General features: G+C 65.4%; 7 protein-coding genes and 1 pseudogene. 2 read left to right on the forward strand and 6 right to left on the reverse strand.

All coding sequences use genetic code 11. The annotated features are described in order from the left end of the window. Positions 1 to 83: 83 nt before the first annotated feature. The 6 genes and pseudogenes from VUN84_08265 to VUN84_08290 form a co-directional block, all read right to left on the reverse strand. Positions 84 to 1,622 carry a hypothetical protein gene (locus VUN84_08265; GenBank protein ID XAS65612.1) on the reverse strand — a complete coding sequence of 513 codons (1,539 nt, stop codon included), beginning with the start codon at positions 1,620 to 1,622 and terminating at the stop codon, positions 84 to 86. A 9-nt stretch (positions 1,623 to 1,631) separates the two neighbouring features. Further along, positions 1,632 to 6,620: a hypothetical protein gene (locus tag VUN84_08270; protein ID XAS65613.1), complete on the reverse strand. Its 4,989-nt coding sequence runs from the start codon at positions 6,618 to 6,620 to the stop codon at positions 1,632 to 1,634. After that, complete coding sequence (locus VUN84_08275) at positions 6,617 to 9,442, reverse strand: hypothetical protein (GenBank protein XAS65614.1); 2,826 nt, start codon at positions 9,440 to 9,442, stop codon at positions 6,617 to 6,619. The genes VUN84_08270 and VUN84_08275 overlap by 4 nt, the downstream gene beginning before the upstream one ends. 2 nt (positions 9,443 to 9,444) lie before the next feature. Beyond that, the gene (locus tag VUN84_08280; GenBank protein ID XAS65615.1) at positions 9,445 to 12,672 is read right to left on the reverse strand and encodes a DUF6603 domain-containing protein; all 3,228 of its coding nucleotides are present in this window, start codon (positions 12,670 to 12,672) and stop codon (positions 9,445 to 9,447) included. 959 nt (positions 12,673 to 13,631) lie between these two features. Then, a pseudogene (locus VUN84_08285) lies at positions 13,632 to 15,028 on the reverse strand (IS3 family transposase). A gap of 322 nt (positions 15,029 to 15,350) precedes the next feature. Beyond that, positions 15,351 to 15,542 (reverse strand): hypothetical protein, encoded by a 192-nt coding sequence (locus tag VUN84_08290; GenBank protein ID XAS65616.1) that lies wholly within the window; start codon positions 15,540 to 15,542, stop codon positions 15,351 to 15,353. An 89-nt stretch (positions 15,543 to 15,631) separates the two neighbouring features. Between VUN84_08290 and VUN84_08295 the strand changes: the two genes are divergently transcribed. Both VUN84_08295 and VUN84_08300 read left to right on the forward strand, forming a co-directional pair. Further along, positions 15,632 to 16,258: a hypothetical protein gene (locus VUN84_08295; protein ID XAS65617.1), complete on the forward strand. Its 627-nt coding sequence runs from the start codon at positions 15,632 to 15,634 to the stop codon at positions 16,256 to 16,258. A 172-nt stretch (positions 16,259 to 16,430) separates the two neighbouring features. Next, on the forward strand, positions 16,431 to 17,171 hold the full coding sequence (locus VUN84_08300) for a peptidoglycan-binding protein (GenBank protein ID XAS65618.1): 741 nt from the start codon (positions 16,431 to 16,433) through the stop codon (positions 17,169 to 17,171). The last annotated feature ends 5 nt before the right edge of the window (positions 17,172 to 17,176 follow it).

Consider the following 17,176-nt stretch of genomic DNA (forward strand, 5'->3'; position numbering starts at 1 on the left):
ATGGGCAAGGGGGTGAGGACGGTACGGAGCGGGATCCTCTATGGCGCCTCTCTTCGAGTTTCGAGTGGTGGATGCGTCGCCGCTTACTCATAATTGGCGGGCTCCACTACGTCGAAGCGCAACCTTCGTGCCGGCGGCGCCAAAAGGGAACGCCGCTGGCGCTGCAGCCACAACACCGGCAGACCGTTCATGTCACGGGCCAGCTGCCAGCGACGCTCGACCTCGATTCCATTGCCCGGCATAGACGACGGATTGATCCGGTGGATCTCTGGGCCGCCGCTAAGGACCCGCGATTGCGGCAGTGGCATGGGCTCGGGAACCTGGCGCGAGTAGTCCACCAATCGGCGCTGGATGAGCGCCCCCGCCTGGTCGAGGTCGTCGATGTCATATGGAATCCAATGCGGGGCGGCGCCGTCGCCGGGAAGATAGGCGTAGACGCGCCGCTGCGTCTTGTTTCCGTTTGGACTTCCCGCATTGAATCGGGCGGCCGGGCTCTCCGCCTGCCAGCCCCGTGACTGGTGGCCCTCGACAACCCGTTCCACCGCCCACAGCAAGTTGGATTCGTCATCCAGGCCGAACTGAACGCGCTCCACCGCGCCGCTTTCCAACGGAATTTCGGCCACATGCCATAGCAAGAGGTCCTCCGCGGCAAGGCCGTCCGTCTGGAATACTGTCCAGTCCTGCGGCGGCAGCAGGCCCGGCCAGAGCAGATTTCCTGCGCCGTCGGCATCCATGCTCGCGTAGTTGCGGCCGAAGCTGTCCTGCACGGCGGCATCGTGGATCGCCAGGAGAGACCCTGCAGTACCCATGACAGGGAAAACAAACCATTCGTCGCTGTGCGAGAAATAAAGTTCCGTCATGATCGCTGTGGCCGAGTGGGAACTGTCCGGAGCATAAGCGCCGATGTCCTGGGCGGGATCCTCGATTTCCCACCAGCCGGCCAACGGCGCGCCCGGGTATTCCAGCCGCGTCGGGACAGCTGAACGCGCCTCGTGGTCCACTGCAGGATCTGCGGCGCCGACGGCGTCGACGGAGTACCAGTCCATCCGGCCTCCCCGGTGTCCGCTGACCTGCAGAGTCAGCCCGGGTGCGGTGAAAGCTGATTCCGGCGTCTGCTGGTAGACGAGGTTGGAAGCGTCCCACGCCGGAATGGTTTCCGCGGGAACCGTTGCGGGGAAATCGGCGTCGGTCAGTCCCAGATCGGCACGCCGGCGCCACAGCGCGAGTCCGTCAACGAAGCCGGTGAAGTGCTCATAAGGGGCGGGCGGGTCCGCGAATCGCAGGCTGGCGTCGTCGGGAAGGTTCCGGGCGGAGGCTATAGCCGCACCGGCCCGGAGACGCCTGCCCATCGTCCACCAGTCGTCCGTCTCCGATTCCACCAGGGCTTCGGCGGGAACAACTCGCGGATCGAACGCCGGCACCGGATACTGCACAGGCCGGGAGGAGACGTCATAGTCCAGCCACACGGGGGTGGACGCATTCTCGCCCTGGTGCTCACCCATCTGCCATTGCCGGGCCAGAAACCACAGCGGGTCGTGGACTCGTGCGCCGATTCCGTCGGCGAAGTCGGGGGTCTGGGACCGTGGTTCGAACCGGACGTAGCTCGGGTAGCTGGTTCCCATTCCGTGCTCCTATTCGTAGAGCGGGAAGGGCTCGAGCCTCACCCGCGTCGGTCCGTAGTTGCGCAGCCAGGACGCCGGAGTCACAGCTTCGGCTTGTCCTAGCTGGTTGGCTTGCACTGTCCGTGCGACGGCAAGTTCACGGACCTCCTGGAGAATCCTGTGCAGCAGGTCTTCGTCGATCCGGGTGCCGGCGACGGGGGGCACGGCCAAGAGGATGGCCTGCTGCGCCCGCGCGGCCGGCGCGTTGAAGCCGAACGCTGCGTACGTATTGCGTTGCGGCATAGGCACCGACTCGCTGAAGGAATCGATGAGGCCGGCCGCGACTTCGGCTTCCTCCCAGACTTTATCCGGTCCGTAGGCAACAACCAGCCGTGGCATCCTTAGCGCCGCCGTCATGCCAGTGGCGCGCTTAGCCAGATTGTCCGCGACGGTTGCGGTCCGCCACGGGTCCCCGGGGGAACTCGACCATGCCGTCAGCGGAGCCACGGCCGGGTCCAGTTGGAGGGCCTCAAGGCGGGCGAGGGGGGCACGGGCGGCGGCCGCCACGCTGAGCCAGGCTGCGTCCAGCGAAGGTTCCACAGCGGGGGAGCCGCCAGCAGATAGTACCGTCACCGCGAGCAGTTCGGCGGGCTGCCAACGCGCCAGCACGGCCAGCTTGCCGGAGGAGCAGGCGAGCGTCGAAAGCGACCTTGCCAAGCTGGCGAGGCCGTCCGGAGTTCCGGCTGCTTTCAGGCCCAGATGATCTGGGACCGGGCGGTCTATTTTCTCGGCCGGGACGAGGTCGGAGGGATCCGGAAAGCCCGCCAGCCTGCGGGCGAGGGCGTCCGCAGCGGCGGCCGCGAGTACGTGCGGGGCAGTTCCGCCGTTCGGCGGGTCCTGGCCCAGGCAGGCGGCGTAGAAGGTGGCAGCGTCGGCAGGGGCCGCGACGGGCGTTATCCCCCAACGCGCCAGGGTAGCCAGTGCCTGAAGCTGCTCGGCCCGGCCCGCCTCCCCGAGGCCGGCCGCACTGTTGGCGACGTCCAAGGCGTCGGTGGCCGCGGCGTGGGTAGCGGTGTAGCGGCGAAGCAGGTCGGAGTACGCGCGACTCCCGGTATCGGCGCTGATGTCCCTCCCTGCGGCAGGTCGGGCTCCAAGGGCGGAACTGAGTTCGGCGCAGCGCTGCAGCTGCCAAGGCGCTTCCACAACCGGCAGGGCAATCCCGAGGGCGGCCCGTATGCGGCGGTGAAGTTCGGCTTCCCCCAGGCTGTCGAGGACGTGGCCGTCCAGACCGAGCAGGACGGAGTCGGCCATGCCCACAAGGTGGTCAAGCTCGTCGCGAACTGTCCAGAGCCTGCCGTCGGGGGGCGGTTCGACGTCGACAGCGGCATCTTCGGGGGCGCCGGCCGCCGTGCGGACCAATGTGGCAAGTGCTGCCGGATCGAGGCTGTCCAGCTGGGCAGGGTAGGCTCCGGTTTCGCGCAGGGAGACGGTCCCGAGGTCCGCGCCGTCGGCCGCGGTGAGCCGCCAGACGCGGTTGCCCTCCTGTCTTATGCTCACCACGGGCAGGCCCAGCCGGCGCCGGGCGAGTTCCTCGAAGTGCGCAGCTGAATGGTCCAGGGTGTCGACCGGTGCCAGCAGCAGTTCTTTGAGGGTGACCGTCCCCAGTTGCAGGTCGTTGTCGGCATTGGTCACAGTCCACAACCAGTCGCCCCCCAGCCGGTTGTCCAGGAATGCTGCCGCTGAGGCATCGGCCAGGCGTGCCGGCGTCGCCCCCGCAGGGGGGTCGGCCCAAGGGAGCACGGACAGCACTGTGGTTTCCAGCTGGTAGCCCGAGGGCCGGGTTCGGGAGAAAGCGAAGGACGGCGGGGGACCGAGACCGGCGGCGGCGTCCATCGCGTCGGCGGCCCGTGCGCTCTGGCGGCTCATGGAGTGAGTGACGCCGTCTGCCACCAGGAGGTCCGCGTATGTGTCCAACGACCGGGCCAGTGCTGTCAGGGCGGCCTGCTGGGACGCTGAGAGCGGAAAGTGCGCGTTGCCTGCGAGTAAGCCGGCGAGGGCGTTCTGTCCGTGGCAGACCTGCCGGGGGTGGATCCTATCCGCGTACATGGGGTAGGCCGCGCGGAGGTCGGCAAGCCGCTGGTAAGCGGACCGGGCTTCCCCCGCGGGCGGGTTGGCGCTGAGGATGTGCTCGATCCGACGTCCGACTACCTCGAAGATGTGCATGCCGGCACGGACGTCCTCTGCGATGTCCGTCGCTGCCCGGACGGTGGAGCCCGTCAGATTCATGGCCCACGGGTTCTGGCCGGCTTCGTTGAGGGTGCCGGAGCGCAGCCCCTCCCGGTATTTGTCCCGCAGCACGGTTGTGGTCAGCGTCTGGTCGTACGACGGTGTGTGCAGCCTGCCAGACAGGGTGGGGCCTGGTGTCCCGGGGAACGGGCCGTTGGCCCAGCCGTAGACCCCCAGCCGGTGGAAGGCACGGGTGCTGCGGGAGGTTTCGTCCAGGCGCTCCCAGGCGAACCCGGTGACCCACGGATCGATCCGGGTGGAGGCGCTGTCGAGGGTTGCGCTCAGGGCCCGTTCCAGCGCTGACCGCAGCCGGTCTGTCATCTCCAGGGTGACCTGTGGCCTTCCCGTTGCAGGGTCAACCTCCCGGCCTTCCCAGGGTCCGAAGGTGGAGGGGTCAATCCGTCGGGCGAGGTGCAGCGCCCCGTCGTGCTGCGCTTTCAGGACTCCCTCCAGAGTGCCCGGCAGCTCGCGGGACCAGCGATACGCGGTCTGCGTCGCGTGCAGGAGCAGCCGGATCAGGAGGGAGTCGGGCAGCACGTGCAGGCGGTACTCGGCGTGTTCCGTTTGGATGTAGCCGGTGAAGACGTGTTCGAGGTCGTAGTCGGAAAGATCAGCCGCAAACCTGCCGGGTTCCAACAGGTAATTGACCAGGTCGGGCAGCGGATACGTCAGGGCGGTGTTTTCCTGGTGGTCCTGGAGGTAGAGCATGCGGGTGGGCTGGACCAGCGGCAGGCGGGAGCGCGTGGGCAGGGTATTTTTCAGCGGCAGGCTCACGGGGAGCGGGATGGGACTTGGAGTGATCGGCGGAAGCCCCAGCAGGTCGAAGCCGCGCTGGAAATACTCGCCCATGATTCGGAAGGCTTCGTTGCGTTCGGCCGGAGTCTTGCCGAGGGCAGTCAGCGGCAGGTTGCCGTCGGCAAAAAGCCTCAATTGGTAGGCGGCCGAAATGCCGCTGTGGCCGAGGAGGGCGGCGAATCCGCGGGCGTCCCGGCCCCGGATGGTTCCGGTGGGCGAGAGTTGGCGGTGCAGTGACCGGCGGATCGCGCCCAACGCGGTGGCCAGGTGGGCCAGAGACGTGTTCCGTGGTTCCGGGTCGGGTCCACCGGGGCCGCGGCGGTCCGGCTGCCAACCATCCAGGAGGGTCACCGGAAGCAGCCCGCAGGGTTCAGATCCAAAACGGATCGGGGGGAGCGGACCCTCCGGATAGACGGTGTCCAGGGCCCAGTCCGTGACGGCTTCGCCGTGGCTGGCGGTTTTCCAGAATTCGAGCAGCCACTGACCCCATAATGCGGGCCACAAGGCCCGCACGATCAGGCGGGACAGCTCGGTCTGCGGTTCCTCGCGCGAGCCGGGGAAGTCCGGCAGGGCATTCTTGGCTCCCGCGACGTGCCGGGCGAGGCGTCCGCCTACGTCGTTCGGGGGTTCCGGTGCTCCCGCGACGCGCGCGTCGAGTCGAGCGGCCGCCGACTTTCGCCATTGTTCTAGCTCGGAGGTGGCCTCCCCATCGCTTTCGGCGGGGGGAGCGTTCAGTGCCGTGGGTGACCCGTTGACGCTGTTGGTGGCCGTGCCCAGGGCCACGTTGCGCAGCGACCCGAAGTTCACGTGCGAGGTGAAGAGTTCCTCGGCCGGGTCGTCGCCCACCCCGGTGACAGCGATGCCCTCAAGTTGTTCCGGGCCGAGGCCCTGGGGCAGCAGCCAGCTGCCGGCAACGCCGGCGCGGACTGCGGTGTCCCAGGAGACCAGCCAGCTCTGCCTGGCGGCCGCGGCATCAGTGAAGAGGGGCAGTTCCAAGTCGTGCGGATCGATCGTCCGGGCCGGGTCCACGGGCAGAACGCCGAGGGGCAGTAGTTGTGCCTGCGAATCGGCGTCAAAGGTCCAGATCGCCACCGATAGCCGGGGAGGCATCCCGCCAATCCGGTTCGGTTCGGACTGCGTGGGCAGGTCCGCGGGAACGGCGGTGTGGACGCCGCCCGCGTCCTCCTCTGGCGCGGTTGTTCCGACCAGCCACGCCGCCCGCGCCGGCCCGACGGCAAGTCCGAGCCGGGCAAAAGCCTGTTCGCCGGCGTCGCCCTCCAGCCAGGAGCCGTCCACGGGGACCGGGTGGAAAACCGCCGCCCAGAAGGCATCGAGTGCGGTGATCTCCTGGTCGCTGACATGCCTGTCCAGCCGCAGGATCGACGGCTCTTGCGGAATGATCCGCAGGGACAGTTGCCAGCGGCCAGGATCGCTGTTGTGCTCGGAGGCAGGTGGGTCAAAGAGAGTTTCGAGCCGCAGCGGCAGCAGAACGGCGACGTCGTCGAACGGATAGGGGCGTTCTGGTTCAGGCTGTGCCAGCCAGAGCCTGTGGCCGAGCACGAGTACTCCGTCCAGCGCCGCCTGGTTGCCCGCCAGAGCCGTCAGAACCTGGGCCTCGAGGCTGGGTGGGCGTAACCCGGCGGTGCGGGGAACGGCGTCGACGGCGAGGAGCTGGCCCTCGGTGGCCAGAGGCGACCGGCCCAGGGCGATGTTGACGGGATCCGCTTTCAGTAGGTCCAGCAGCGGTGTGGCCAGATCCCACAGTCGGTTAAGCCCGACGGCGCGGACCGTCGCGTCGGCCACCGTCCAGGATCCGGCCGACAGCGCCGCCCGCTCCGACTCGAGGTCGGGCCGCAGATCCTCCAGCTCCGGCGTTAGGGCCGCTGCGGCAGAGTCGAGATCGGCGATTCGGGCGTCTCGAAGCGTGAAGGTGGTCACTGTTGGTCCTCCTGGGCCATTTTGAGCAGCTCAGCTCCGCTAATGGCGACCCGCGTGGGTTCGTCCAGAAGGGCGGCCGCCAGGGCTGCGCTGTTGACGGCTATTTCGGGATTCGCGGGGATCCTGAACCGCAGCTCGGCCGGGGGTTCGTCGAGCACCAGCCAATAGTCGGCGAGAGTGGCAGGTGCGACGTCGAAGGTGAAGAACACGAGATCCGGGGTCAGGGTGCCGGCGAAGGAAGGCCCGAAGTAGATCCGGTTCCGGCGCCAAAGGTCGATGCCGCCGGGAGGGTTGTCGGGCATGTCCAGTTCGGGCACGCTTTTGAGCAGCGGGTCGGGATCGCCCGCCGGTGCCTTGACGAGGTACACGAGTGTGGAGGGATACCGCCGGAAGAGGGTGCTGTTGAAGATGATGACCAGCCGTTCGGCACCCACAGCCCCGGGCTCGGATGGTTTCATCGTCTGGTGGGCTAACGATCCGAGAGGCTCTGCCGGTGCCGTGGCCCACTCGAGGAAGGGTTCGACATCTGCGCGTCGGCAGTGTGCGGCGTAGTCCACCTGACCCCAGAACATCCGCAGGGGAGTGCACAGGCGGTCCACCGGCAGTCCGCGCCATCGCGTTTCGGCGAGGAACTGGGTGTTGATGCCCATCATGAACGCATCGATGAAGGTAGGGTTGGTTTGCAGCGCTGTGATGGAGTTCTTCGCGAGAGCATCGGCACCGGGCAGTAGCCACTCCCGGTCATACTGCCGCAACAGGCTCCACGTGGGGTAATCCAGACCGAGCGGGAACTGTACCGGCGCCAGCGACGTCAGGTCCACCCCCACCAGCCGGTCACCGATGCGGCGGCGTGCTGGACTGTCTGGCTGCCGGGGATCGAGGGCCGTGGAAAGCGCGTCCGCCAACCGGTCCAGATCGACGGGTCTGGCCCGTTCCGGGGCTTCGATGCCCAGGCCCCCGAGCACGTCATCGCAAAGCGTTGTGCCGACGTGGTCATGATTCCCCACGATCTGCTGGCACAGGCTACGCCCAACGCAGCGCAATACCAGTCCCTGCAGGACCCCGTACAGCAGTTCGTCCTCTTTCTCCCGTTCCAGCAGACCTTTGGCGAATTCGATCGACCCGCCGCCAACGGTGACCCCGGCCCTTTCCAGCAGTTCCGTGCCTTCGCAGGGTGCCTGGATTGCGGCAAGCGCTTCCTGCAGACTCCCCGCGAGTTTTTGGGCAAGTTCGACGGCAGCTTCCTGCAGTATTTCTGCGATGTGTTCGACGTTCCCGGAGTCGAGCAGCTCGCGCCGTCGTCGCCGGTATTCCACGCCATGCTCTCCAGCGAGCTCGGCCAAGGTGGCGAGCACTTCCCTGAGCCAGTCGAGGTCGATGCCGAAGGCGTCTTCCACCCAGCGCTCGCCGAGAACCTCCTGGCCTGCAGAAGCCAGGGAATCCCGATGTTCTTCGGCCCGGTCCGGACCCTGGTTAGCAGCGGCGAGGGCCGCCCCGTGGTCGAGTGCTCCCTCGGCCAGAGCGGCGGACAGCGCCCCGGGGCGCTGCAACCGCTGGGCGGCACTTGAGAAGAGCGAGGCATCGAGGAAGGTTCCCGGCCCGGTGAGGGCTGCCAGCGCTGACGCTGGGTAGGCTCCGTCGTCGGTGACAAGGCGGGCGGTCATGGTCCCGAGCACCCGAAGTCGATCCGCGTTGCCGGTAGGCAGGACCCGATTCCACAAGCTTCCAGCCGCCCATAACCCGGTGGCGAGCTGGTTAACCCGCGCGGCGGCTTCGTACAGCGCCCCGGCTTGTTCGACGGCTGCGCGCATCAGTGAATCCTGCCCTTCGACCCCCATCCACAATCCGAGGCCGGCCACAGCACGGTGCCGCGGGTCGTTGTTGAGGTCGACCGGCCAGCCGGAGGCCTCGCCGTCGGGCTCCGGCAGCCATGGCCGTCCGTAGTGCGGCAGGCCGATCGGCTTCGGCCCGGCGAGCTGGGACAACGCGTGGTTGATGGTGTCCAGGTCGGCCTGGATCTTCGCGATCTGTTCTGCCGCAGGCGTTTCTTGCTGCTGGAGCGAAGTCAGCGCGCCCCTGACTTCCAGAGGGGCGCCGAAGTCCTTGCCGGCCCGCCGGTACAGCAGACTGGCCTTGCCGACGTCCCCTGCCGGTGGCGTCCGGAGGGCTGCGGCGAGGGTTTCGAAATCACCTTCCTCTCCGGTGGCGAAGCGCCAGGAATGGAGCACCGGAAGGGCCATATCGGATGAACCGTCCCACTGGTCCCGGCCCGCAGCCTCGAATGCAGGCACGAGGGCTGCCACGTACTCTGTCTGGGCGGCCAAGGGGCGGAGGGAGACGAGCCTTGCCACGGTACAGGCTCCGTCGTCCTGCTGGTGCGCCCAGAGCCAGGAGGACGCGAGCGGGTAGTCCCGGAGCAGGGTGGCGGAAAAAGTGCCCTTCGCTCCGGAGACACTTGCCTCGGCCGCCGTTCCCACTAAGAGCACAAGCCACGGCCTAACGCCATGCGCGGTCGCAGGCTCCGGGGTATAGCGCCACGGCAGGTCCGGGTCGGTGAAATCCACGTGGACGCATTTGGTGGTTTCGGCGCCGCTGGCTCCGGCGGCCGGTGCCCGGTGGTGGATGGCGGCGGGGGTGAGGGCGGCGATGTCGGCAGCCGCCATCAGGGCGAAGGGCGCCTCCCCCGAAGCGGGTTGGGACGGGACGGCCGTATCGACAAGAGTGAGGGCGAGCGTGCCGTTCATGCGTCCGTTCACCAGGGTCGCCTGATCGAAGAGCGCGGAGCGGGTCCAGCTGGTGAAGGTCAGATCCGAGGCGGCCATGGTCAGAGCACTCCCGTGAGGTTGAGAATTGGCGAACCCGCCGGACTGGCCAGCGCCCCGGTCCGTGCCGCGGCTGCGGTCGCCTCCCCGGCGGTCAGCCCGGTGGCCATGTGGCCGTCCTTGTAGCTGGACCAGAATTCAGGCTGGATGGTGACCTTGGCTGACTCTTTCTTGACGGGGGCGCCGGCGAAGCGCTGGCTGAGTAGTTCGGACAGCCCGGAATTTGCAGAGAGCGCCCCGGCCATGAGGGCGAATCGGCTGCGGGATGGAAGCTTGACCAGGTTGAGCTGAACCTTCTTTGGCACTGCCGGGCCCTTTCTCGCGGCCGGGCCGCCGGCCAGGCGTAGTCCGGACTGCTCCTGAATGAAGCGGGTACTGTTGAGCGCCTGGGCGTCGCTGAGCTGGAGGAAGGTGCCCATCCCGAAGAGGTCGAATTCCTGCGTGGTGGGGGCCAGGTTGCAGGACAGGATCAGTTTGCGCCAGCCGCCCAGGTCGATTCCCTCGGCTTTTTGCAGGTCCAGATTCAGCGGCACGCGCTTCTGCTCCCAGACCAGGTCGCCGACGGCGCTCAGCAGCACGCCGGCGGCGGCGGTGGCCGCGAAGACGACGCTGGGGTCGGTCCCCTCAGTGCGCACGTTGGCGGGTTTGCTCAGTTCGCCCTTGAGATGGTCGGCGAGGTTGGCGATGGCGGGCTTTTGCTCCGGCGGGTTGTCATCCAGGGTGAGGGTGACGTCCTTGCTGATCTTGACGATAACCCGCACGCTCGCCTCGGCGTACAGCACCAGCGGGCCGGGACCGGACAGTGTGCCGCGCACTCGCACGCCGCAGAACGAGACACCCTCGAACTCGATGTCGAAGCCGGCGTCGACTCCTGCCTCAAAGTGGAAAGGCTTGAACTGGATGAGCGCATCGAAGCGGAACCAGCCGTGGGCTCCGAATGGTCCGATTTCCACTCCCGCTTCGGTGTTGGAGCCGAATTGGAAGGTGTTGGACGTGATCGCCAGGTACATTTCCTGTTTGAACCACACTATTCCCAGATCGAACCCGACGCCGGCGCGCGCCAGCCTGGGCAGTTCGAGGTTTCCCGGGTTGAACGAGGGGTGGAAACCGCCGACGCTAAAGAGAAAGTAGCCGTTGGCGCCGTACGCCATCCGCAGGGCGACGCCGCCGGAAATTTTGATGAAGCCCAGAATCTGGGAGTTCACGAGGGCACCGTCGAAGAACACGAGGGACTTGGTCAGGTCGACGCCGCCGACGAAGTCCAAGCGGAGGTAGACGAGGGCGAAGTCCTCCGAACCGACCACCAAACGGGCAGATCCGGCGACGAAGATCTTCCGGGGGCCGGGGAGTTCGATGAAGAGCCCGACGTCGAGAGTGAACAGGGAGAGCCAGTTCAGCTGCAAGGTGGGCCCGATCAGGAAGACGCCGTCCGCGGCGGGGAAGAACTGGCCCATGTCCCCGAGCAGCTTGGGTGCGTTGTGCATGGGGTTCTGGTTGAACAGCACATCACCTGCGGCGCCGCTGGCGAGCCGTTCTCGAAGCAGATCGGTGTTCGCTTCCCGGTTGATGCCGACCAGACCGCCGAACCCCGATACGGCGAAGCCAAAACCAATTTGAATTCCGGGCGGCGGCAGCCGGATGCCGATGAGCGCGACGAAGGACGGGCCACCGCCGGGAAGTGTCTTGTACAGCCCGTAGGCGAAGGCGCCGATGCCGAGAATCTTCAGCTGCAGCGCACCGCCGAATTCGTCGGGGCCGAGAACGGCCAGGAACCCGCCCCCGTCAACCGGACCGGCCTTGAGTGAGATGCCGATGCCTGTGGGCGGCAGCAATCCGGCGTTGCCGTTTGTCCACCGGCCCAGCCACACTCCGGCGCCGTCCATCGTGGCGGTCAGCGGTCCCAGCTCGGCGCTGGCCCCGTATCGGAACAGTGCCCGGAAATTTATGCCGCGACCTGCCACCGTGGCTTCAAGCCTGGTAGTCATAGAGTCGACTGACAGTCGGGCGCCCGGACTTCCCAGATTCAGGCCAATGTCCGTGCTGAACTGAATTCCGAGCGCTGGCGGGCTGCCCTGCCCGTCCTGTCCGGTGGGTCCTTTGCCCTGCAGGTAGCTGGTGTTCACCGCGGATTCGAAGGTGAGGAGCGCCGGGATCTTGATTCCGAAGTTGAGAAATTTCAGGAAATCCGGCGACACCGCGAATTCGACCGGAGCGAGCTGCACCGTGAAGCCAAACAGCGGGCCGGTCGGGTTAAAGGTGAGGCCCGCACGGATCACTTGGACGGCGAAGTGGGTCCCGTCAACAGCGCCCAGCAGCAGGGCGTACTTCCCGTCGGGTGCCGGGGTGCGCCCGAGCAGGACGGTCACCGTCCCGTCGGAGCGGGCAGCGGGGTCCGGTCCGCGGCTACCGAACTGGAGCCGCAGCTCAGTGGCCGAGTTCTCCGGGGTGTCGAAGGTGAGTTGCCAGCGGCCGCCCAAGTCCACCGACTTGGTCCTCAAGTCGGCTGGCTTCTTCAGCTGGACAACCACGGCGAGGTCGTCCAGTTGGTCGAAGGCCGCAGGGCCTTCCAGAGTGACGGTGCCCAGCGGGCCTTCCACCGGCGGCAGCGCCGCGGTCCTGAAAGCGTCAAGGTCCAGAGGCACGTCGAAAGGTAGCGGCAGGGTGATGGGTGAGTTGATCAGGTCCAGCAGTTGTTGCAGGTCCACGCCGGGGAGTCCGGGGATGGGAAGGGAGAGGAACCCCTGCTTCTCGTACTCCAACTTAAGCAGTGCCTGCGGTCCGGCAATCCAGAGCAGGATTAGCGCCTGGAGGGCTTTGACGTCGTCGATTTTCTGTATGGTCAGGAGTAACCTGTTCAGGACGGCGCTGCCGGGGTTGCGTGTTAATGCTGAGACGTAGTCCCAGTTGATCGAGAAGGAATGCGGGCCTGTACCGCCGTCGCCGGGCTCCCACTGCACGCCTATCGCGCCGGCCAGGGCGAGGGCTTCGGCTACGCGGGGCAACTTTTTCTGTAAAGCCCGGACCAGCAGGGTCTCGCGCAGGGCGACGTCGCCGGTGATCGAGCGAAGAGCCGAAAGCCAGCGTTCCAGGCCTTCGCCGCTGGGGTCGGCACTGACTATGAATAATTCTCCGATCCGTTGATCCAAGCCCGCCAGGATGGACGGTTTGGGTGGATCCCCTTCAAGGCAGTCGCGAAAGAGGCTGCTGAGCGATTCCAGCACGTTTGCCACCACAAAATCCTTTACCCAAGAGATCGATTAGGGCTGCCCAAGCGGCAGGTTGTGAGATGTGCGGGGCCCTTGGACTCCAGCGGAAGGAAGCCTGTCTGCCGGCAGGAGCGGCAGGCGCGGGGCGGTGAGGATCAATGCACTCCGTGCGTGTACCGTCCTGAGCTGCCCCAAGAGTGGAAGACGCGACGTTCGCGACTGCGAGGTCATCAGGGCCCAGTAGTTGCAAACCTGCCGGAGATGCAGGCGCGTCGACGCTGGCACCCAAATTGGAAAGAAAGCCGAATAGGCGTGAAATGGTCACTCGGTTCACACGTACCCCGCTTTCGACGCAGTTCCGGCAGTTCCGGCAGATCCAGGGAACGAAAATTGCCGAATGCTTCCAACTGAGGAGTTTGGCCCTCCCAAGCGGGGGAGTCAATGGGACGACGAGACCCACGATGAGGGTTCACGGAATGGTGTGCGTGCCTCATCGGCGAAATGCTCGCGAAACGTCGTCCGGCCCCGGGTGCTCCTGGGACCATGATGGATGGCACAGGGGTTGTCGTCGTCAGCGCGCGGGGAGATCGCCAAGCAATCCGCAGTGGGGCCAGTATGCGCGGGCGGCAAAGAAGGGCAAGGGACGGATCCTGGACAACCGGGTCACGGGCTGGTCCCGGGCTAATGCCCGTCGCGGGTGGTCCACGGCGCTGAAACATAAGATGCCGGTCCGGAAGCCGAAGCGGAAGCCCCCGCAGCGGACCCACGGATACGACACGCTGACGGACCGGAAAAGTAGATTGGCGGCGCGGGAGTACGCGTCGCACTCGTCGGACGCCTCGTCGGACTCGCCCAGCCTCGAGCCTCCACCGGGCTGTGCTACCAGGCCGTTGCCGAATCGATCGACTGGTGTAGCCACTGGCAACGCCAGAATAATGGTCGACGCGGTCGGAATTTGTCAAGGTGAATGAGGCCAGTGGGAGTTAGGCTGCGGCTTTGGTGTCGGTTTTCTCGGCTGGTTTGTTGATCCAGGCGGTATCGGGGATGGTGATGATCTTGGGGTCGTTGTTGGTGGTGAATCGTTCGGGTGTTTTTGCCCGTGCGGCGGCAAGGGTTCTGGCGCGTTCAAGGGCTTTGCCGGCGGCCAGTCCGTAGTGCACGTCTGCCGGTGTGTTGAGGCCGATTCCGGTGTGGCAATGGGTGTGGTTATACCCGTCGACGAAGGAGCCCATGAAGGCCCTCGCGTCAGGCAGGGACCCGAAGCGTTCGGGGAATATGGGGGCGAACTTCAGCGATTTGAACCAAGCCTCACTGTACGGATTGTCATTGCTGACGCGCGGACGGGAATGGGACCGGGTGATCTCCAGATCCGAGAGCAGCGCGGCGACTGTTTTGGACGTCATGGAGGTGCCACGGTCGGCGTGGACGATCTGCGGGATGCCGTGGATACCGAAGATTTCCTTCATCATTTCCACGGCCAGTTCCCCGGACTCGTGGGCATGGACGTAGGCGCCGACAATGTAGCGGGAATAGATGTCGATCATGACGTAGCAATCGTAGTATTTGCCCTTGATCGGGCCGGCGAGCTTGGTGATGTCCCACGAAAAAACTTGCCCAGGGCCGGTCGCGACCAGCTCCGGGACGGCCCGGGCCGGGTGGCGTGCCTGTCGGCGGCGTTCCTTGACCTGCCGGCTCTCCTCCAGAACGCGGTAGAACGTGGAGATTGAGCACAAATAGATGCCTTCATCCAGGAGCCGGGCATAAATCTGCACCGGCGGCAGATCGATGAAATCCTTCGAGTTCACGGTCGCCAGGATGTGAGCGCGCTCCGCCGCTGAGAGCTTATTTGCCGGTGCCGGGGCGGGCCGCGGGTCTTCCGCCGGGATTCGGACTTTGCGGGTCGCTGTGGCCCTGGGGACCCCGGCAATCACGGCTGCTTCCCTGGTTGGGATGTCCGCGCCGGTGAGGGCGGTGTAGGCAGACATCAGGGTTTCTTGTACCAGGGCTGCTGCTCCGCGCTTTCGGAGATATCCTCCAAAAGCAGTCGTGCTTTTTCCATAATCGACAACGCAGCTTCAGTCCGTGCCAGCTTGCGTTCACTCACCTCCAGCTGCCGGCGTAGACGACCGATTTCCGCCTGTTCAGCAGTGGGCTTGCCGATCTTTTCCCCAGGCTTCTTGCCCTCCAGGATGCCGGCGTCGCGGAGCTTGCGCCACTCGGTGATTTGGGATGAATACAGGCCCTCGCGGCGCAGGTATGCCCCGCCTCCGGTGCCGTCGTCGCAGGCCCGTTGATACGCATCCAAGTGCGCCAATTTTTGTGCCGGAGCGAACGACCTTCGAGGGGACGGCCCACCGGCGCGGGGGCCAGAATTACTCATGGATCCATCTTCCCGCACCGGGGAAATCGTGGAGATAGACATTGGTGATGTTCCTGATTCTCGCCCTACAGATTAAGCGAAGTTGCTATGAGCCGCTGGCCTCATCCAACCCTGACGCGTAGGGGGTCGGCGGGCGGGACGGAAGCGGTCAATGTCTCGACGATACGTTCTAGAGGAGCCGCCGGCGTACGGGCATGAGACAAGAAAAGGGGAGGGGAGACAGTCGACGACGGAGGCACTCGGCAGTCGCACAAGTTTGGAACGTCGTACTTGCACGCGTGCGTCCGGCTTTCGGCATCGTGGTCCTCGTCAACGTCGTTGATCAGGCAGGCACCGGCGTTGAACGACGGGTGCCGCAGTCGCGTGGCTCGTGGGCTTCAATCAATGCATTCTTGAAATCAGCCACAGGGATGGCTACCATTTGGCCATCGAGGTTCCCGCAATAACTGTAAACCTCCCAGTGGACGCGGTAACCGAAAGAACGGAAACGTTCATTGCGCTGCTCCTCGAGCATATGGGGAGTTCTGACGCCTCTCGGTGCACTGACCAGAGTGCGCTTTTCCCCATAGCCGCCATTGCATTGCTTCTACGAAGGGGAGCGAAATGGGCATGGAACCAGGAGACCATCTGTGGTACTACGAAACGGATGGTTTGACCTCGACCGAGGCTAGCATTCCCCGCCAAGCTTGGTTTCCCGGGTCTGCCAACGAAACGGACTTTCACGGACACGGCAAGGAAATATTCCATTACGTCTTCCATAGTGATGATGAGGTTCGCATGGGCCAGCCCCATATGAGATCCGGTGATGGTTCCTTCGCCTGGTTAAACAACAACCCTGGAAATCTCACCGGGCACCCGGGAGGTCCCGACTATGGACAGTATTGGGACAAATTCAGCTGGCATAACTTCTTGATATTCCCGTCCTTTGAGGCGGGTTATGCCGCGATCGCGTCTTTCCTGCAGAACCCGGGAAACAGCTATCTTGACCTGAACCTCATTCAGGCTTTCCAGCGCTATGCCCCGTCGGGAGATGGCGCCAACGACCCGGTGGTCTATGCGACGGATGTCGCGACTGCTGCCAGTGTCCCGACGTCGACGTTGATCGGAGAGCTGACCCCGGAGCAAATGGTCGCGGTGCAGGACAAAATCACGCAGATAGAGGGCAGCCGGGAGGGTACGATCTACCGCGGAGTCGACGAGCTGCCGGCTGCTGTTCAGGCCGCATATTAAGCATGAGCCAGGCACGTACCCCTCTTTGGGGCTGCCCACGACGGGATAGGCCGGAGGTCCGTCGACAGTCAACTGCGGAACCGGCAGCGAGCAGCGCCGACAAACACAGACCGCGTCCACGCCGGATGCATGGCGCAGGTCGGTAACGAATCAACCCATAGGGGAGCCTGACATGCCTTCTTTTGACTTGGATATGAGCAATCCATTTCCCGCCGGTTACACCCAAACCTATGGCGGACCCAACCAAGGCGGCCACGTGCCGCCCGAGTGGTACATCCAGTACGGCATGGATCTGGGCGCCGTTGGCGGAACGGAGATCCATGCCGCCTTTGACGGCCATGTCACCAAGCTGGACACCGCCAACGTCAACCTCTCCACGGGCAAGGTGTACGGGGCACAGCTGTTCATGCGCTCCAACAACGATGGTGTGGGCGCTTTTTACACCCATTTCAACGATCTGCCAGGCGGGCTGGGCCAGGGGTCGCAGATTTCCCGTGGCGACGTGCTGGGGCGGGTCGTTGATGCGCCTGGCTCGCCGCACCTCCATCTGGCCCTGGTGGAGATTACCAACGGTGCGTATCAGGGCGTGGATTTGTACGACCTGTTCCTCTCGACGGTGGGCACTACCGACATCTTCACCGTGACGTTCTACCAGGACGGTGCAACACCGCCGGCCCTCGCCGGCGGAGGAGGGCCGGGGCGCTTTGGGACGCTGTCCTCTGTGTATGAGATCCAGGGGGCTTTGATCGCCTTGGGCTATGACCCCGGGATGCAGGACGGAATCAGCGGACCTATAACCACCGGTGCCATCCGGGCCTTCCAGTCGGACTGTGGTCTGCCAGCGGACGGGGTGGTGGATTCCCCGACAAAGGCTGCGCTGGCCGCCGCGTTGGCCGCTGCGGGTCTGCTCTAAATCGA

The organism is Micrococcaceae bacterium Sec5.8 (genome assembly GCA_039636775.1).
In the GTDB taxonomy this organism is placed as follows: Bacteria; Actinomycetota; Actinomycetes; order Actinomycetales; family Micrococcaceae; genus Arthrobacter.

Coding starts and splice junctions, on each gene's coding strand:
- VUN84_08265 (XAS65612.1), bottom strand. CDS start 1,622: ATGGGAACCAGCTACCCGAGCTACGTCCGGTTCGAACCACGGTCCCAG.
- VUN84_08275 (XAS65614.1), bottom strand. CDS start 9,442: ATGGCCGCCTCGGATCTGACCTTCACCAGCTGGACCCGCTCCGCGCTC.
- VUN84_08290 (XAS65616.1), bottom strand. CDS start 15,542: ATGCTCGAGGAGCAGCGCAATGAACGTTTCCGTTCTTTCGGTTACCGC.
- VUN84_08295 (XAS65617.1), top strand. CDS start 15,632: ATGGGCATGGAACCAGGAGACCATCTGTGGTACTACGAAACGGATGGT.
- VUN84_08300 (XAS65618.1), top strand. CDS start 16,431: ATGCCTTCTTTTGACTTGGATATGAGCAATCCATTTCCCGCCGGTTAC.